16 protein-coding genes are annotated in these 17,094 nt (G+C 72.2%); 9 read left to right on the forward strand and 7 right to left on the reverse strand.

The genetic code is table 11. The annotated features are described in order from the left end of the window. Nucleotides 1–4 precede the first annotated feature (4 nt). The 6 genes from CK206_RS11880 (at nucleotide 5) to CK206_RS11910 (ending at nucleotide 6,601) form a co-directional block, all read left to right on the forward strand. Entirely contained in the window at nucleotides 5–889 is an 885-nt protein-coding gene (locus CK206_RS11880; RefSeq protein WP_069389054.1) for a WcbI family polysaccharide biosynthesis putative acetyltransferase, read from the forward strand. Further along, nucleotides 886–1,908, forward strand: coding sequence for a hypothetical protein (locus CK206_RS11885; RefSeq protein ID WP_254050566.1), 1,023 nt, complete (start codon nucleotides 886–888; stop codon nucleotides 1,906–1,908). The genes CK206_RS11880 and CK206_RS11885 overlap by 4 nt, the downstream gene beginning before the upstream one ends. Next, nucleotides 1,905–3,317, forward strand: a complete 1,413-nt coding sequence (locus tag CK206_RS11890; RefSeq protein WP_096906526.1) for a glycosyltransferase — start codon at nucleotides 1,905–1,907, stop codon at nucleotides 3,315–3,317. Before CK206_RS11885 ends, CK206_RS11890 begins: the two co-directional genes overlap by 4 nt. Before the next feature lie 103 nt (nucleotides 3,318–3,420). Then, nucleotides 3,421–4,656 (forward strand): glycosyltransferase, encoded by a 1,236-nt coding sequence (locus tag CK206_RS20395; protein ID WP_254050567.1) that lies wholly within the window; start codon nucleotides 3,421–3,423, stop codon nucleotides 4,654–4,656. Further along, on the forward strand, nucleotides 4,653–5,759 hold the full coding sequence (locus CK206_RS11905; protein ID WP_143337733.1) for a glycosyltransferase: 1,107 nt from the start codon (nucleotides 4,653–4,655) through the stop codon (nucleotides 5,757–5,759). Before CK206_RS20395 ends, CK206_RS11905 begins: the two co-directional genes overlap by 4 nt. Beyond that, entirely contained in the window at nucleotides 5,756–6,601 is an 846-nt protein-coding gene (locus tag CK206_RS11910; RefSeq protein ID WP_096906527.1) for a glycosyltransferase family 2 protein, read from the forward strand. The genes CK206_RS11905 and CK206_RS11910 overlap by 4 nt, the downstream gene beginning before the upstream one ends. Nucleotides 6,602–6,792: 191 nt before the next feature. Here CK206_RS11910 and CK206_RS11915 read toward each other — a convergent pair whose 3' ends face one another. From CK206_RS11915 to CK206_RS11930, 4 genes are all read right to left on the reverse strand, one after another. After that, the gene (locus CK206_RS11915) at nucleotides 6,793–7,584 is read right to left on the reverse strand and encodes an ABC transporter ATP-binding protein (protein WP_067712961.1); all 792 of its coding nucleotides are present in this window, start codon (nucleotides 7,582–7,584) and stop codon (nucleotides 6,793–6,795) included. Nucleotides 7,585–7,586: 2 nt separating this feature from the next. Then, nucleotides 7,587–8,561, reverse strand: a complete 975-nt coding sequence (locus CK206_RS11920; protein ID WP_096906528.1) for an ABC transporter permease — start codon at nucleotides 8,559–8,561, stop codon at nucleotides 7,587–7,589. Continuing rightward, nucleotides 8,558–9,541, reverse strand: a complete 984-nt coding sequence (locus CK206_RS11925) for an ABC transporter substrate-binding protein (RefSeq protein ID WP_096906529.1) — start codon at nucleotides 9,539–9,541, stop codon at nucleotides 8,558–8,560. Before CK206_RS11925 ends, CK206_RS11920 begins: the two co-directional genes overlap by 4 nt. Before the next feature lie 114 nt (nucleotides 9,542–9,655). After that, nucleotides 9,656–10,459: a siderophore-interacting protein gene (locus CK206_RS11930; protein ID WP_096906530.1), complete on the reverse strand. Its 804-nt coding sequence runs from the start codon at nucleotides 10,457–10,459 to the stop codon at nucleotides 9,656–9,658. A 45-nt stretch (nucleotides 10,460–10,504) separates the two neighbouring features. Between CK206_RS11930 and CK206_RS11935 the strand changes: the two genes are divergently transcribed. After that, complete coding sequence (locus CK206_RS11935) at nucleotides 10,505–10,882, forward strand: oxygenase MpaB family protein (protein ID WP_096906531.1); 378 nt, start codon at nucleotides 10,505–10,507, stop codon at nucleotides 10,880–10,882. On the opposite strand, the gene CK206_RS11940 is transcribed toward CK206_RS11935, so the two are convergent. The 3 genes from CK206_RS11940 to CK206_RS11950 all read right to left on the reverse strand — a co-directional run bounded on the left by CK206_RS11940 (nucleotide 10,827) and on the right by CK206_RS11950 (nucleotide 13,861). Continuing rightward, nucleotides 10,827–11,708 carry a sulfite exporter TauE/SafE family protein gene (locus tag CK206_RS11940; RefSeq protein ID WP_096906532.1) on the reverse strand — a complete coding sequence of 294 codons (882 nt, stop codon included), beginning with the start codon at nucleotides 11,706–11,708 and terminating at the stop codon, nucleotides 10,827–10,829. The two genes, CK206_RS11935 and CK206_RS11940, sit on opposite strands and share 56 nt — an antisense overlap. Before the next feature lie 42 nt (nucleotides 11,709–11,750). After that, nucleotides 11,751–12,347, reverse strand: coding sequence for a rhodanese-like domain-containing protein (locus CK206_RS11945; protein WP_096906533.1), 597 nt, complete (start codon nucleotides 12,345–12,347; stop codon nucleotides 11,751–11,753). 119 nt (nucleotides 12,348–12,466) lie between these two features. Further along, nucleotides 12,467–13,861 carry an MBL fold metallo-hydrolase gene (locus CK206_RS11950; protein ID WP_096907424.1) on the reverse strand — a complete coding sequence of 465 codons (1,395 nt, stop codon included), beginning with the start codon at nucleotides 13,859–13,861 and terminating at the stop codon, nucleotides 12,467–12,469. A 233-nt stretch (nucleotides 13,862–14,094) separates the two neighbouring features. On the opposite strand from CK206_RS11950, the gene CK206_RS11955 reads away from it, so the two are divergent. Together CK206_RS11955 and CK206_RS11960 are read left to right on the forward strand one after the other, a co-directional pair. Beyond that, complete coding sequence (locus CK206_RS11955; RefSeq protein WP_069390448.1) at nucleotides 14,095–16,473, forward strand: MMPL family transporter; 2,379 nt, start codon at nucleotides 14,095–14,097, stop codon at nucleotides 16,471–16,473. Beyond that, nucleotides 16,466–17,071, forward strand: coding sequence for a TetR/AcrR family transcriptional regulator (locus CK206_RS11960; RefSeq protein ID WP_067717435.1), 606 nt, complete (start codon nucleotides 16,466–16,468; stop codon nucleotides 17,069–17,071). Before CK206_RS11955 ends, CK206_RS11960 begins: the two co-directional genes overlap by 8 nt. Nucleotides 17,072–17,094: the final 23 nt, after the last annotated feature.

The following is a 17,094-nucleotide window of genomic DNA, read 5'->3' on the forward strand; positions in this document are numbered from 1 at the left end:
CCCGGTGAGCACCCCCGACCTCCCGACCGTCATGGTGATCGGCAACTGCCAGGCGGACGTCTACCGCGACCTGCTCCGGACCTCCGCGGAGGTCCGGGTGGTGGACGTGCGGCCGGTGTACGAGATGACGGCCGACGACCTGCCCGGCCTGGAGACGGACCTCGCCCGCACGGACGTGCTGATCGTCCAACCCGTTCGCGACGACTACCGCGACCTGCCGCTCGGACACCGCCAGCTCGCCGCGCGCCTGCCGGCCTCGGCCACGGTCGTGCTGACCCCCGTCCTGCGGTACGCCGGACTGCATCCGTACCAGGTGCTGGTCCGCCCACCCCATGACCGCTCCCTGGTCCCGCCGATCGCGCCGTACCACGACCTGCGGGCGATCGTCGCCGCCGCGACCGGCGACCGGAGCGTTCTCGACGCCGCTCCGACCCCCGAGCAGGCGCGGGCCTCGGCCACCGAGTCGGTGGAGGCGCTGCGCGTGCGCGAGCAGGCCCACGGGACGCTGGTCGCCTCGGACCTCCTCGAGGGTGCCCCGCGCTGGCACACCATCAACCACCCCGACCGGCACACGTTGGCCACGGTGTTCGACCGCATCATCGAGCGCCTGCCCGCAGGCCTGCTCACCGACCCGCCCCGCATCGGCGACCGCGAGCCCCTCGGCGGCACGCGCGCGCCGGTGGAGTCGACCGTCGCACGGGCGCTCGGCGTGGAGACCGGTGATGTCGCCGGGGGCGCCCGCTCGGGAGAGTGGTTGGTCGACGGCGTCCCGGTGCCCAGCCGCGAGATCGTCGACGCCCACCTCGACTGGTACGCGGCCACGCCCGGAGTGGTGGAGGAGGGCCTGCGTCGGCACGCCGCCCGCATCGAGATGCTGGGGCTGAGGTGAGCAGAGGGCATGCCGGCGAGCAGCGCGCGCCGCTGACGATCGCACCGATCACACTCGCCCTGGGGCCGCCCGAACACGGGGTGACCCGGTTCGCGGTGGAGTGCGCCCGCGCGGCCGGGACGGAGGTGCTCGAGGTCGCGGACGTCGCCGGGGTACGCGAGGTACTCGACGCCCGACCCGGCGCGCCGGTCCACCTGCACATCACCGATTCCCTCTTCGGCGCCACCGCTGACGACGCCGCGATGACCGTGGAGGATCTGGCGCGCGGCCGCCGCATCGCGGTCACCCTGCATGACGTCCCCCAGCCTGCAGAGGGCGCTGAGCGGTGTCGGCGGCGCACGCGGGCCTACCAGCGCATCGCGGCGGCGGCGGGGCTCGTCGTGGTGAGCTCCGAGCACGAGCGTCACCTCTGCGCGGTGGCCGACATCGCCGTCGACGCGGTGATCCCGCTGCCCGTCCCCGACCTGGCGCCGCCCGCCGACCTGACCCCCGACGCCCGGTCGGTGGGGGTGTTCGGATTCCTGCACCCGGGCAAGGCCGTCGACGTGGTGGCCGACGCCGTCGCCGCGCTCGCCGACGCCGGTGACGAGGCCGTGTCACTACGCCTGTTGGGGACGCCCGCCGAGGGGCACGACGACTACGTCCACGCCGCGCTGGAGACCGTCCGGGCCGCCGGTGGCGGCGTGGAGGTGACTGGACGGATCGACGACGACGACCTCGCCCGCGTCCTCGGCGAGGTCACCGTGCCCGTCGCCCTGTTCCGGAACGTGTCGGCGTCGGGGTCGCTCAACACCTGGGCCGCGGCCGGGCGACGCCCCCTGGTCTACGACTCGGACTACACCCGCGAGATGGAGCGCCGGCATCCCGGCTCCCTGCTCATCACCGACGGGGCGGATCTCGCCGGCGACCTGCGCCGACTCCTCGACGACCCGTCCCCCACCCGTCGCGAGGCGGCACCATCGGGGATGGCCGAGCTCGGCGGGGCGTACCGCCGGGCGTGGGAGGGATGGCTCGCATGACAGACTCCGCGAGCACTGACGCACCGAACAGTGACGTCCCGAGCAGTGACGTCCCGAGCAGTGACGTCCCCAAGAGTGTCGACGTGGTGATCCCGTTCTACGAGGACCAGCCGATGCTCGACCGGATCCTCACGGCGCTGCGCCACCAGAGCGACCCCCGACGGACCGTTCGCGTCATCGTCTCCGACGACGGCTCTCGCACCGCGCCGGTGGTCCCGCCCGAGGTCACCGTCGTGCGCCAGGATGATCGCGGCTTCCGCGCCTCGGCAGCGCGCCACCTCGGCGCCTGCGCGGGCGACGGCGACCTCCTGCTGTTCCTCGACGGCGACACCGTCCCGGGGCCCGACTTCGTGGCGACGATGTGCGCCGCGCTGGACGGCCACCCGGACCTGCTCGCAGTGGGCCGCCGGCGGTACGGCCGGTTTGCCGTCACCCGGACCGGGGCCGAGCCGACCGTCGAACCGGCCGAGATCCTCCCCGACCCCGCCTGGCCTGCGGCGTTCTACGCGAACACGGCGGACCTCACCCGCGGCGAGGATCTGTGGCGGGGGGTGTTGTCCGCGGCGTGCGGCCTGCACCGCCGCCTCTACGACCTCGCCGGCGGGTTCGACCCGGACATCGTCGGCTACGGCGGCGAGGACTGGGACCTGGCGTGGCGCTGTGAACAGGCCGGCGGCCGCCTGCGTTACCTCCCCGACGCGGTGGCCTGGCACGACGGCCCCGACTGGGCCGGCCGCGCCGACGCCGACCACACCGACGGCGGTCACGCGGACGATCACCGCGACGAGTCCGACCGACTCGCGCGCAAACTCGCCCAGAAGAACGCCGAGTCCGCCCTCCTGGCCGGCCTCATCGCCTCGCCGCTCACCCGGCCGGCCGCCGGGATCTTCGCCCTGCCGTCGGTCGCGGTCCACGTCCACGCCGGCAGCCCCGAGTTCGCCGGGACCGGCTCCACCGCCGCGACCTGCCTCTCCCTGCTCGCCTGGGGCGACGTGGCCGTGACCGTCGACCCCGCCACACCCGACGCCGCCGTGGTCGCCCGACTCTTCGCCGATGACCCCCGGGTGACCCTCGGGACGCGCGGTCGGTGGTGGCGGCCCGGTACGCCGGGCGCGGGCCCTCGTCGTCGTCCCCCCGTCCTCGTCGACATCCTCCGTCCCTGTGCGCCGGGGGCGCTCGACCCGCGGCGCCTGCGCGCGCTGTGCCCACCGGTGGGGAGCGTGACCCTGGACGACGACGAGGGCTACAGCCTCGCGGAGGTCCGAAGCTCGCGGGCGCTCGCACGCGAACTCCACTGGGGCGAGCAGCCACCCGAGCCGACCGCGGTCGCGGCATCGCACGCCGGGGTCCGAGGCGTCGACGACGACGGCTCAGGGGTGCGGCTCGAGAGGGTGCTCGGCGGCTGGTGAGCGCCGGGGGTGGCCAGCGGTGGCGGAGGGCCCCCCGGGGGGCCACTATCAGAGGTTCCGACATCACCCGCACCCGCCGGGGGCGACGAGACGAGAGGGGACCGTGGACGCCCGTAGCGAGGATCGACTCGACATCGCAGTGATCGGCCCGTCGCGGTTCCCCATCCGGGAGCCGTACGCCGGTGGGCTCGAGGTCGTGGTGGCCAAAGAGGTGCGGGCGCTGCGCGCACGCGGGCACCGCGTCACGCTCTACGCCGCCGCCGGCAGCGAGGGCCACGACCGTCGCTTCGAGTTCACCACCCTGGCCGCCGCCACCGGACGCGGCGACAGCTACTACCCGCCCGGCGGGTACGAGGCCGACGCCGCGGAGTTCGAGCGGCTCATGGACCACGTGGCGGTGTCCCGGTTCGACGTGGTGCTCAACCACAGCCTGTCGCACGTCCCGCTGGTCCGAGCGGCGGAGATGGACACGCCCATGATCACGACCCTGCACTGCCCGCAGTTGGCGCCCATGCAGGAGGCGTTCGACCGGCTCGGGTCGGCGACCGGCAGGGTGCTCGCGGTGAGCAACTCCGTGCTCGGGTCCTGGCGGGTGCCACACGGCGCCGAGGTGCTGCCCAATGGCGTGGACCTGCAGGTGTGGCAGCCCCGGGCCGGGGCTGCCGGGCGGACTGGGGCCCGTTCCACCTTCCGGCCCGCCGCTGCCGGTACCGCCGCTGCTGGTGCCACCGCTGCCGGTACCACCGCTGCGGCCCGACCGGTCGCCGGGCGCACCTCCCGGGTCGGCACCCGGCCCACGGACCGTCCCCGCGCCGTGTGGACCGGCCGGATCGTTCCGGAGAAGGGCCCGCACCTGGCGGTCGAGGCGGCCCGGCGCACCGGGCTCCGGCTCGACCTGGCCGGCCGGGTCGGCGACGACCGGTACATGGAGAGGATGCTCGCGCCCCGGCTGCGCGACGCCGGCGACAGCGTGCGCTACCACGGTCCGCTCGGTCGGGACGCGCTCGTCCCGCTCGTCGCCTCGGCCGCGGTCGCACTGGTGACCCCGTGCTGGGAGGAGCCGTTCGGGCTCACCGCCGTCGAGGCGCTGGCCTGCGGTACCCCGGTCGTGGCACTGGCGCGTGGAGGCATCCGAGAGATCCTCAGCGGCCAACCCGGCGTCGTGCTCGTCGAACCGGGCCGTGACCCCGCGTCCGCCCTCGCGGCCGGCATCCCCGCCGCGTTGACGCTGGACCGCGCCGCGACCGCCCGCGCGGCCGCCGCCGCGTTCTCCCACGACGCCCGCATCGACCTGCTCGAAGCCCGCCTGCGCGGGCTGCTGGTGGGCGCCGCGTCGTGATCGGGATCTACGCCCACCACCAGGGCAACGGCCACGTGCAGCGGGCGCTCTCGGTTGCCGCCGACCTGGACGACGAGGTCACCATACTCACCTCCGCCCGCATCCGCGACGACGCCAATCCCGTCCCCGGGCGGATCCGGGTCCTCCCGCTCCCACTGGACTACGACGAGGCCGGGCCGGTGGCGGACCCGACCGCCGGGGGCAGGCTGCACTGGGTGCCGCTGGGGCAGACCGGGCTCCGTCAGCGCATGGCGATGATCGCCGGGTGGATCGACCGGACCGCGCCGGACGTGTTCTGGAGCGACATCTCCGTCGAGGTGACCCTGGCCGCGCGGCTGACCGGGACGCCCGTGGTCACCACCGTGCTGCCGGGCCGCCGCGACGACGCCCCGCACGTCCTCGCGCACGGGGTGTGTTCGGCCCTGGTCGCCGGGTGGCCGCGCGCCGCCGGTGCGCCGGCCCCCGCAGGGGCGGACCGCCCGCTGGTGCCCGTCGGCGGGGTCTCGCGCTTCGCCGACCGCGCTCCCGACCCGGGCGCCCGGGGCGGTGGCCGACCGAGGATCCTGCATCTGCGGGGCTCCGGTGGCGCCGGCCACGACGCCCGCTGGGACGCCGTTCCCGGGCTACTCGGCGACGTCGAGTGGATCTCGCTCGGCGGGCCGGGCGGACGCTGGGTGGCCGACCCGTGGGAGGAGTTGTGCCGGGCCGACGTGGTGATCACCGCCGCCGGGCAGAGTTCGATCGCCGACCTCGCCGCCGCCGACGCCCACGTCGTCGTGACTCCCGAGGAGCGCCCCTTCGGCGAGCAGGACGCCACCGCCGACACCCTCCGGACGCTGGGGCTGGCGGAGGTCGTGGGCCGCGACGACCCGGTCGACCAGCTGGTCGACTCGATCCGGCGCACGCTCGGGCGCGCCCGCTCGACCCCGGGTGCCGGGTCGGGCCTGCGGGAGGCGTGGGAGGTCGACGGTGCGGCCGCACGCCTGGCCGGCGTGCTCACCGCGGTCGCCTCGGGTCACGAGCCGGAGGGCCAGGGGGCCGGTCACGGGGCCCGTCACGCGGCGGGCCAGGGGGCCCGTCACGCGGCGGAGGCCGCGCTGTGACCGCCGCCGCGTCGATCGCGGTGGTGACCGTCTGCACGCCCGGTCGCGCCGAGCACCTCCGCTCACAACGTCGGGCGATGGCCCAGAACCTGCCCGGCGCCCGGCACGTCGTGGTCCTGCCCGAGCGGCCGGGCAGTGCCGACCTCGCCGAGGAACTCGCCGCTGACGGTGTCGAGGTCGTGGAGCTGGAGGCCGGCCCCGACCTGCCCGTCGCCCGGAGCCGCAATCTCGGCGGAGACAGAGCGGCCGAGCTGGGCGCGAAGCTGATCGTCTTCCTCGATGTCGACTGCATGCCGGGCCCCGACCTGGGGTGGTACTACTCCGAACTGCCCGACGGCGCCGTGGGCCTGGGCCCGGTCACCTACCTGCCCGAGTCCGCCGGTGCCCCCGACCCCGCCGAGTTGCCGGCCTTCACCGACCCGCACCCGGCACGCCCGTTCCCGGCCCGGGGCACCCGCGCGCTGGAGCCGGACGAGTTCGGGATGTTCTGGTCCCTGTCGTTCGCTCTGCGCCCGGCGCTGTGGGCGCGCCTACGCGCGGACTTCGGCGGGTTCGACGAGGCCTTCACCGGTTACGGCGCAGAGGACACCGACTTCGGGCGCAGGCTGCTGTACCGCCGCGTGCCGGTGCTGCTCGTGGCCGGCGCCCATGCCTACCACCGGTGGCACCCGGTCGCCGATCCGCCGGTCGACCACCTTGCCGACCTGTTGCGCAACGGCGCCCACTACGCCGAGCGCTGGGGTGACTGGCCGGCCCCGGGCTGGTTCGAGGAGTTCGAGCAGATGGGGCTCGTGCGCCGCAGCGGCGACGGCTGGGAGGCCGCTGCCCCCGTCGACCGCTGAGTCGCACCCCTGCCCACAGCACCACGCGCGCCGAGAAGAGGATCTCGCGCGTATCGCCCGAGAAGCGGGTGTGCGAATTCCTCTGCTCGACGAGCGGTCGGGCGGTCGGCGGCGGGGCCCGGTCGGGGTGGCGGCCAGCGGGGCCTGGTCGGGCCGCCGCCGGCGCGGGCGCGCTCGGCGGGTGGGGCGGGTCAGCCGAGGAAGGCCTGGTCCGACAGGGTCGCGCCCTTGATGTTGGTGAACTCGCGCAGCAGGTCCTGCACGGTGAGCGCGGACTTGGTCGCGGCGTCGGCCTCGTAGACGATCCGGCCCTCGTGCATCATGATGAGCCGGTTTCCCAGGCGGATGGCCTGCTCCATGTTGTGCGTGACCATGAGGGTGGTCAGACCGCCCTCGCGGACGATGCGCTCGGTGATCGTGGTGACCAACTCCGCACGCTGCGGGTCGAGGGCCGCCGTGTGCTCGTCGAGCAGCATGATGCGCGGCTGGGTGAACCCGGCCATGAGCAGGGACAGCGCCTGCCGCTGTCCGCCCGAGAGCAGGCCGACCTTGGCGGTGAGCCGGTCCTCGAGGCCGAGCTCCAGCATGGAGAGCTGCTCGGCGAACCGGCCACGGCGCTTCTTGCTCAGACCCGGGCCGAGCCCCCGCCGGCGGCCGCGCAGCAGCGCGAGCGACAGGTTCTCCTCGATGGTGAGGTTGGGCGCGGTCCCGGCGAGCGGGTCCTGGAAGACGCGGCCGACGTACTTGGCGCGCCGGTGCTGCGGCAGGCGGTTGACGTTGGTGCCGTCGATCTCGATGTTCCCGCTGTCGGCGAGCAACCGCCCGGAGACGGCGTTGAGCAGTGTCGACTTGCCGGCGCCGTTGGAACCGATCACCGTGACGAAGTCGCCCTCGGCGAGCGTGAGACTGAGGTCGTGCAGCGCCCGGCGCTCGTTGACGGTGCCGGGGAAGAACGTCTTGGACACTCCGGTGACGGTCAGCATCGTCACGCCTCCTTGGTGCCGGTCGCGGCGGCGCCGGCGGACTCGGGTCCGGCGGCGACGGCGGTCCCGGTTCCCGCCGCCGCACGTTCGTTGGCGGCGACCGGGGCGGTGGGTTTGCGTCCGAAGCGTCCGCCCGCGCCCTTCCAGCGGGGCAGCAGCAGCGCGACCACGACGAGGATGGCCGTGACGGCCTTCATGTCGTTGGGATCCAGGCCGACGCGGAGGGCCGCGAAGATGATGAGCTGGTAGAGCAGGGCGCCCAGGATCACGGCGAGCACCGCGAGCAGAAGCTTGCGCTGGCCGAGGATGGCCTGCCCGATGATCACCGAGGCCAGGCCGACGAGGATGAGGCCGATGCCCATCGAGATGTCGGCGAAACCGCGGTACTGGGCGATGAGCGCGCCGCACATGCCCACGAACCCGTTCGACAGGGCCAACGTGAGGGTCTTGGTGAAGTCGGTCGAGACGCCGAACGAGGAGATCATGGGGCCGTTGTCACCCGTGGCACGGATGGACAGACCGAGGTCGGTGGTGAGGAACCACAGGACGACCAACCCGAGCAGCAGGACCACGACCGCGAGGATGGCCACCCCGGGCCACTCGCCCAGCAGGTCGGCGTCCTTCAGGGGCGTGAACACGGTGTCGCTGCGCAGCAGCGGGATGTTCGCGCCGTCCATGATCCGCAGGTTGACGGACCACAGCGCGATCATGGTGAGGATACCGGCGAGGAGGCCGTCGATCTTGCCCTTGGTGTGCAGCAATCCCGTGACCGTGCCGGCGAGGAACCCGGTGCCGAAACCCGCGAGGGTCGCGAGCACCGGGTTCCAGCCGGCGAGAATGCCCATGGCCGCCGTCGCGGCGCCCGTGGTGAAACTGCCGTCGACGGTGAGGTCGGGGAAGTTGAGCACGCGGAAGGTCAGGTAGACCCCCAGCGCCATGACCCCGTAGATGAGGCCTACCTCGACGGTCCCGATCACTTCTTCTCAGCCTCGGCGAGGATGTCCTCGGGGATCGTCACGCCCTGACGCTCGGCGGCGTCCTCATTGACCACGTAGGTGAACTCGGTGGCGGTCTCCACGGGCATGGTGGCCGGGTCTTCACCGTCGCGCAGGATGCGTAGTGCCATCTCGCCGGTCTGGCGGCCCAGCTCGGTGTAGTCGATGCCGAGGGTGGCGACGGCGCCGCCCTCGACGGTTCCCGACTCCGCGGCGATCACCGGGATCTGCTTGCCCTCGGCGACCTGGACCAGCGAGGCGATGCCCGAGACGACCATGTTGTCCGTGGGGACGTAGATCGCGTCGACGTCACCGAGGGCCTCGACGGCCTGCTGGATCTCGTTGACCGTGGTGACGGTCTGGGTCTCGATCTCCAGGCCCAGCGGGCCCGCGGCCTCACGGGCCTGATCCACCTGGACCTGCGAGTTGACCTCGCCGGAGGCGTAGACGATGCCGATGCGCTCGGCGTCCGGGACGATCTCCTTGAGCAGCTCGAGCTGCTTCTCGATCGGGGCGGCGTCCGAGGTGCCCGTGACGTTGGCGCCCGGCTCCTCCATCGAGTCCACCAGCTCCGCCGAAACCGGGTCGGTCACCGCGGTGAACAGCAGCGGCACGTCGGTGATGTTCTGAGCCATCGCCTGGGCGGCCGGGGTGGCCACGGCCAGGGCCAGGTCCAGGTCGTCGGAGGCGAACTGCTGGGCGATGGTCAGTGCGGTGCCCTGCTCGCCGTTGGCGTTCTGCTCGTCGAACTCGACCTCGACGCCGGCCTCGGAGAAGGCCTCCTTGAAGCCGGCCGTGGCGGAGTCGAGGGCCGGGTGCTGGACGAGCTGGTTGATGCCGATGCGGTAGGACTCGCCGCCACCACCGGCGGCGTCGTCCTCACCACCGCTCGAGCAACCTGCGAGGACGAGTGCCGAGGTGGCGACCAGTCCGGTGATGAGCTTCGCGCGTGAGAATGCCATATGCCATGCCCTTGTCTGTGCCTTCTGGGCCTCACGGTGTTCACGCGAGGGGCCGGATGCGAACGGTGCTGGCACATGAGGTTACCGGGTCGCCCGGTCATGGTGAGCCCGGACTCACCTCACGGGCTGCTGCGGCGCCTCCTCCGATTCCGCCAGTTGCCGCTTCCAGGTGCGGAAGCTCTCCTCCGAGCGCCCGCGCCGCCAGTATCCCGAGATCGACGCCCGCGCGGCGGGGATGCCGCGCTCGGTGCGCAGATAGGGGCGCAGGTGCTTCATCACCGTCTCGGCCTCGCCGTGGACGAACGCCTGCACGTCCCCGTCCGGCCACGGCATGCCCCGGACCGCGTCGATCAGCGGTGCCTCGCCGTCGATCATCCCGGGGCCGGCGTCCGCCGAGGAGGTTCCGCGGTGCACCCAGGTGATCTCCACGCCCGCCGGCGCGGTGATCGGGATCTCGTCGTCGTCGTCGGGCACCTCGAGGAACACGGCACCCGTAGCGTTCTCCGGCAGCGACTCCAACGCTGCCGCAATCGCCGGCACAGCGGTCTCGTCACCTGCCAACAGGTGGAAATCCGCCTCAGGGTCCGGCCGGTACCCGCCGCCGGGGCCGCGCACCGCGACCCGGGCGCCGGGTGCGACGGACCGGGCCCACGGACCGGCGACACCCTCGTCACCGTGGACGACGAAGTCGATCCAGATCTCGCGCGCGTCCGCGTCGACCCGCCGGACGGTGTACGTGCGCACGACCGTCTCCCCGGCGTGGGGCAGTTCGAGCTTGACGTAGCTGTCCGTCTCCGCGCGGGCGGCGAACGAGTCGAAGCCGTCCCCGCCGAGGACGACCCGCACGAGGTGCGCGGTAACCGGCTCCGTACGCAGCACCGTGAGGGTGAGCGGAGGGCGGGCCTGGGGGCGAGTCACGGCGTTCTCCTTCGACCTGGGTTGGTTAGGTGACCCTATCCTTGCATGCTTCCGGGCGCTGCGAGGGGGGCCCCGCTCACCGAGGCCGAGCTGGACCGCATCATCGAGATGGCGCGACCCCCGGGGACGACGCTCAACGTCCCCGGGGCGCGATGGCCGGCCACCTGGGCCGAGTACGAGAAGCGCTTCGCCGACGGGCTCGTCGGTGGGAGGGCAACCGGCGCCTCGGCCGACCGCCGCGCCGGCACGGCCAACAGCTGCGACCGCAGGGCCTACCGCCGCGGCGCCTCGGCCAACGACCCCGACCGCACGGCCGGGGGCCGTGCGGTCGGGGTGGATCGTCTTCCGGCGTCGGGCCGGGCCGGTGTCAGGCCACGCTGGCGGCGGCCGGTTGCGGGGTCCGGAGAGGGCAGCGTTCCCTGAACCCGAATGCGCAGATCGCGGCGGCGGCTGCCAGGACCACGACGATGCCACCGATGATCGGCGCGGCGGGGAAGGGTAGCTCCTGGGACAGGACGAAGGCGCCCATGATCAGGACGAAGAACCCGAAGCCCTTGCGCAGCGCCTTCTCGGGGACCACGGAGGTGAGGCGGATACCGACGAAGGAGCCGGCGATGGCGGCGGCGGTGACCGCGGCGACGAGCGGCCAGTCCAGGGACACCGAGGTGAGGTAGCCACCGAGCCCGGCGAAGGACTTCATGGCGATCACCAGCAGCGAGGTGCCCACGGCTGCGGTCATCGGCAGGCCCGCCAGGAGGACGAGGGCCGGGACGACGAGGAAGCCGCCGCCCGCGCCGACCAGACCGGTCGCGGCGCCCACGACGAGGCCGTCGAGCAGGATCCGCCACAGCGGGTGGTGGTGATCGTTGCTCTGCCCGTCGCGGTCCTTGCGTCCCTTGATCATGGCGCCGGCGGTGGCGATCATCATGATCGCGAAGGCGACCATGAGGACGGTGCCGGGGATGTAGCCGCCGGCCAGTCCGCCGAGGAACGCGCCCACCATGCCGGCGGCGCCGAAGATCAGTCCCGTACGCCACTGGACGTTGCCCTTGCGGGCGTGGCCGACGAGGCTGACCAGTGAGGTGGCGCCCACGACGAACAGGGAGGTCGCGATCGCCCCCTTGGGGTCGAGCCCACCGATGTAGGTGAGCAGGGGGACGACCAGGATGGATCCGCCCCCGCCGAGCAGGCCCAGGGACAGTCCGACCAGGACGGCCAGGGCCACGACGATGATCGTGGTGATCTCCATGTCAGGTGCCTTTCTCCGGCGGGGGCGCCGGGGTGGGATCGGTCAGGAGCGGGCGGGCAGCGAGTCCAGGACGGCGCCGAGGCCCGGCTCGTCGGCCGAACGGTTCCACGGCATCGTCGACAGGCCCGCGGCCATGGCGCAGGAGTTGCTCGCCGCGGAGTAGGTCAGCCCGGCTCCGATGGCGCCGGCGAGGTAGGCGAACTTGGGAGAGACGACCTTGGAGGCGGTGACGCCGGCCAGGACGAGCGAGCCGGCGACCATGCGGACCTGCCGGTCCATCGCCCAGGCGCCCTTGCCGCGGATGACCTCGCCGCCGGCGGCCTCATAGCCGGCGATGCCGCCGTCGAGCACGGTCACCGAGTCGGGGTCGACGCCCACGGACTCGAGCCGCTCGTTCGCCTGGCGGGCTCGGTTTCCGGACTGGCAGATGAGGACGACCTGGCCGGGCAGGCGGGTGGCGAACTCCTCACCGTGCTCGGCGAGCAGGGGCAGCGGCACGTTGTAGGAGCCGCGGATGTGCACCGAGGAGAACTCGGCCCCGGAGCGCACGTCGATGACGGTGGGCGGGGTGTCCGATTCCATCGCCTCTCGCAGATCGGCGGGAGCGATGGTCGGGGCGTGCGTGAGCGTGGAGAGCATGGGTGGAGCGATGTCCTTTGACTGTTCGGGGTGTGTGGGGGTGTCGGGGTGGTGGCGCCGGGCGCCACCGGACCCGGGGGCCGGGCGGGTGTCCGGCCCCCGGGTGTGGGCGCGACCGGTCAGACGGTCGCGAGGTTGCGCTCGGACCAGGCGGCGTAGCTGCCCTCGAGCTCGACCACGCGGTAACCGGCGCGACGCAGGGCGCTGGCCGCGACCGAGTTGCGGACGCCGCTCTGGCAGTAGGTCACGATCGGTCCGTCGGTCGGGAGCCGGTCGAGGTTCCACAGCGCCCGGCCGCCGCTGAGCTGCTCGGAGCCCGGGATGTGGCCGTCGGAGTGCTCGGTCTTGTTGCGCACGTCCAGCACCATCGCGGCGTCGAACGAGGCGAGCTCGTCCGGCCCGATCATCTCGGGGGTCGTCATCGGCAGACCCTCGAAGGTGGTCGTGTACCCGGTGACCGTGTCGATGCCGACCCGCAGTAGGTGATCGCGCAGCGCCTCGGCAATCTCGACGTCCTCGGCCAGGACCACCAGGGGCGTGTTCTCGCGCTCGGGGTCGTAGACCCAGGCGCCGAAGGACGCGGCCTTGTCGACGCCGGGGATGTTGAGCGCCCCGGGGACGGTGCCGGCGTGGACCTCGTCCTGGCCACGGGTGTCGACGACGACGACCTCGTTCGCTTCGAGGGCGTCGGCCAGCTCGAGGGTGCCGAACTCGCGGAGCGGGGCCAGTGCGCCCAGCACCGCGGGGCCCTCCTTGTTCTGCCGCTTCATGCGGCCGAAGTAGGCGTGCGCGTCCGGCTGTCCGTCGAGCATCTCGTCGATGAAGCCCTGCTCGTCGTCACGCTCGACGTACCCGGCCCACCATGCGAAGCGGCGCTCGTAGCCGACGCTGGTCGACGGCAGCGCGCCGAGGGCCTTGCCACAGGCGCTGCCCGAACCGTGGCCGGGGAAGACCTGGACGTGGTCCGGCAGGGTGACGAAGGAGTCCTTCAGGCTGCGGAAGATCTGCTTGGCGCCCTCGAAGCGGGTGTCGACCCCACCCGCGGCCTCGTCGAGCAGATCCGGTCGGCCGAGGTCTCCGGAGAAGACGAAGTCGCCGGTCAGCATGTATCCGGGGCTGTCCGCGAAGGCGCCGTCGGTGATGAGGAACGACAGGTGCTCCGGGGTGTGGCCCGGGGTGTGCACGACCTCGACGGTGATGTTGCCCAGCTTGAGCTGGTCACCGTGGTGCAGGCGCTCCGCTTCGAACCCGTACTGCCAGTCGTCGCCGCCCTCGCCGGAGACGTAGGCGGTCGCGCCGGTGGCCTGCGCGAGCTCACGGGTGCCGGACAGGTAGTCGGCGTGGATGTGGGTCTCGGTGACGGCGGTGATCGTCATGCCGTGCCGGGCCGCGAGGTCCAGGTACTGGCGGATGTCGCGGCGGGCGTCCACCACCATCGCCTCGTTCTTGGCCTGGCAGCCGATGAAGTAACCGGCCTGGGCGAGGTCTTCGTCGTAGATGCGCTCGAGAAGCATGCTGCTCTCCTTGTCGATCGGGTTCCCGGTGTCGGGGTGTTCCACGACGATACATACCCCATGGGGTATACGCAAGACACCCTGGGGGTATGTCCTTGCGGCTGTTCTGCCGCCGCGCGTGGCGTCCGAGGGTGGCCTGCGCCACAAAAGATTGCACGGGCTGTGGAATCGTGCAGATGCCGTGCAAAACTGTGAGGGTTCGCGAAATGCACCTACGCACCAGGAGCCAGCGCATGGCGTCATTCCTCTACCGCATCGGGCGGTCCGCCTACCTGTTCAGATGGCGGTTCATCGCAGCCTGGATGCTGTTGATCGTCGGTGTCGGCACGGCCGCCGCCACGCTGACGCAGCAGACCAGCACCACCTTCTCGATCCCGGGACTGGAGTCCATCGAGACCCAGGAAGAGATGCAGGAGAGGTTCGCCGGCGCGGGCAGCCAGCTCGACGCCCCGACGGGGACCGTCGTCATCGGGGCGCCCGAGGGCAGCACCCTCACCGACCCGGCGGTGTCCGAGGACGTCGATGCCTTCCTCGCCGATCTGCAGGGCCTGGACTTTCTCGCCGGGACCGACGCGCTGGTCAGCCCGGTGATCGCGGCCGAGGGGCTGTCGGAGCAGTTGACCGCGGCCAAGGCCGAGCAGGGCATCGCCGAGGAGCAGATCGCGGCCGATATCGCCGCGTTGAGCCCGCTCAGCCCGGACGAGAGCACCGGCACGGTCGAGGTGCGGTTCGACGCCGAGAGCACGATGGACGTGCAGGCCGAGGACCGCGAGGCCTTCGCCGAGGTCGTCGCCGAGCACGAGGGCGACCTGACGATCGCGTACTCCGGCAACGCCTTCCAGATGTCCGAGATCAGCGCCGTCGGCGAGATCATCGGCATCGCGGTCGCCGCCGTGATCCTCCTGGTCACCTTCGGTTCGCTCATCGCCGCCGGCATGCCGCTGCTCACGGGCGTCATCGGCGTCGGGATCGGCATCGGCGGCATCTTCGCCGCCACCGCCTTCACCGACACGATCAACACCATGACGCCGACCCTGGCGTCCATGATCGGCCTGGCCGTGGGTATCGACTACGCGCTGTTCATCGTGTCGCGCTTCCGCACCGAGCTGGTCAAACACATCGGCGGCAACGATCTCGAGCCCGCCGAACTCGCGGAGAAACTCAAGGCGATCGACGCCCACAAGCGTGCACACCTCGCCGGGCTCGCGGTCGGCAAGGCCGGATCCGCGGTCGTCTTCGCAGGACTGACCGTGCTCATCGCCCTCGCGGCGCTGTCGATCATCAACATCCCGTTCCTCACCGCGATGGCGATGTCCGCCGCCGCGACGGTGGCGATCGCCGTGCTGGTCGCGATCACGCTGCTGCCGGCCATCCTCGGCGCGGTCGGCACCAAGCTCTTCGCCGCCCGCATCAAGGGCGTCAAGGCGCCCGACCCGGAGGACGAGAAGCCGACGATGGGCCTGGCGTGGGTCCGCCGGATCCGTGCCCGTCCCGTGCTCTTCGCGGGCGCCGGTGTCCTGCTGCTCCTCCTGCTGGCCATCCCGGCCGCGCAGCTGCGGCTGGCCATGCCGTCCGGCGGCACGATGGCCCCGGACACCCCGAACCGTATGGCGTACGACATGACGGAGGAAGCGTTCGGCCCGGGCCGCAACGCCCCGATGATCGCGCTCGTCGACACCCTGCAGGTGCCGGAGGAGGAGCGTCCGGCGGCGTGGGCCGCCGCGGTGGATCAGATCCAGGCGTTCGACGGGGTGGAGAACGCGCAGATCATCGAAACCAACGAGGCCGGTGACGCCGCCCAGGTGCTCATCACCCCCGAGTACGGTGCCACCGACGAGCGCGCCGCGAGCGTCCTCGAGGAGATCCGGTCCGGAGCCGAGGGCTTCGAGCAGGAGACCGGGGGGACCTACTCCGTCACCGGCGTCACCCCGATCTACGAGGACATCTCCGAGCGTCTGACCGAGGTGCTGCTGCCGTATGTCGGCATCGTCCTCGCGCTCGCGTTCGTCCTGCTCATGCTGGTGTTCCGGTCGATCTGGGTGCCGCTGATCGCCGCCCTGGGCTTCGGCCTGTCGGTGGCGGCGACCTTCGGCATCACGGTCGCGATCTGGCAGGAGGGCTGGCTGGGCATCATCTCCGATCCGCAGCCGGTCATCAGCTTCCTGCCCATCATGCTCATCGGCATCGTGTTCGGCCTCGCCATGGACTACCAGGTATTCCTGGTCTCGCGCATGCGTGAGGGTTGGGTCCACGGCAAGACCGCCCACAACGCGGTGGCCAACGGCTTCAAGCACGGCGCCCGCGTGGTCACCGCGGCGGCCCTGATCATGATCAGCGTCTTCGCCGCGTTCATGCTGATCGACGAGCAGTTCATCAAGGTGATGGGCTTCGCCCTGGCGGTCGCCGTGCTGTTCGACGCCTTCGTCGTCCGCATGACGATCATCCCCGCGGTGATGTTCCTCCTCGGCGAGCGCGCCTGGGGCCTGCCGCGGTGGTTGGACAAGATCCTCCCCACCGTCGACGTGGAGGGCTCCGCCCTGGAGACCGGGCAGCAGGAGAGCTCCGCTGTGGCATCCGCCGACGGTGGTGAGAAGGCCCGCGTCGATGCCTAGCCTGCGTGAGCGCAAGAAGGCCGACACCCGCACCCGCCTCTCGGCGGCCGCAGTGGAACTGCTGGTCGCCGAGGGGGCGGAGCGGGCGACGGTCTCGGCCATCGCCGGGAGGGCGGGTGTCTCGACCCGGACGTTCCACAACTACTTCGCCCACCGCGAGGACGCGTTCGTGCACTTCCTGCGCGAACAGATCGCCGAATGGGTGCGGCAGGTGGAGCAGGCGCCGGCAGACCTGTCGCCACTGGATGTCCTGCGCTCGACCTTCCACGAGCTCTACGGGCGCTCGGCGGACGATATCGACGCCGCCGAGAACCTGCTGGTGGCCGGGGAGCAGATCGGCCTCATGCTGGGCCCGGACGCCTGGACCAGCATCGCCGAGAACATCCTGGATCCGCTCTACGAGGCGGTCGGCCGCCGCGCACCGCAGCTCAACTGGTTCCGGGTCCGCGTCATGGTCGACCTGAGCCTCGCCGCCGGGGCGTCGGTGCTCAGGCACCGACCGGGTGGGGCCGGGCCCGCCGACTCCGCCGAGTCCTACCTGGACGACGCGTTCGATCTCCTCCAACACGGCGCCGCGAGGTTCCTCGAGCGCGACTGAGCAGCACGACCGAACAGCGCGAC

The sequence above is a fragment of the Dietzia sp. WMMA184 genome, from assembly GCF_002441635.1.
GTDB classification, from domain to species: Bacteria; Actinomycetota; Actinomycetes; order Mycobacteriales; family Mycobacteriaceae; genus Dietzia; species Dietzia kunjamensis.

Bases quoted from the DNA above. Each gene is read 5' to 3' on its own strand.
- CK206_RS11935 (WP_096906531.1), top strand. From the start codon at position 10,505: ATGCTTCCGGGCGCTGCGAGGGGGGCCCCGCTCACCGAGGCCGAGCTG.
- CK206_RS11960 (WP_067717435.1), top strand. From the start codon at position 16,466: ATGCCTAGCCTGCGTGAGCGCAAGAAGGCCGACACCCGCACCCGCCTC.
- CK206_RS11890 (WP_096906526.1), top strand. From the start codon at position 1,905: ATGACAGACTCCGCGAGCACTGACGCACCGAACAGTGACGTCCCGAGC.
- CK206_RS11945 (WP_096906533.1), bottom strand. From the start codon at position 12,347: ATGCTCTCCACGCTCACGCACGCCCCGACCATCGCTCCCGCCGATCTG.
- CK206_RS11915 (WP_067712961.1), bottom strand. From the start codon at position 7,584: ATGCTGACCGTCACCGGAGTGTCCAAGACGTTCTTCCCCGGCACCGTC.
- CK206_RS11950 (WP_096907424.1), bottom strand. From the start codon at position 13,861: ATGCTTCTCGAGCGCATCTACGACGAAGACCTCGCCCAGGCCGGTTAC.
- CK206_RS11940 (WP_096906532.1), bottom strand. From the start codon at position 11,708: ATGGAGATCACCACGATCATCGTCGTGGCCCTGGCCGTCCTGGTCGGA.
- CK206_RS11955 (WP_069390448.1), top strand. From the start codon at position 14,095: ATGGCGTCATTCCTCTACCGCATCGGGCGGTCCGCCTACCTGTTCAGA.
- CK206_RS11925 (WP_096906529.1), bottom strand. From the start codon at position 9,541: ATGGCATTCTCACGCGCGAAGCTCATCACCGGACTGGTCGCCACCTCG.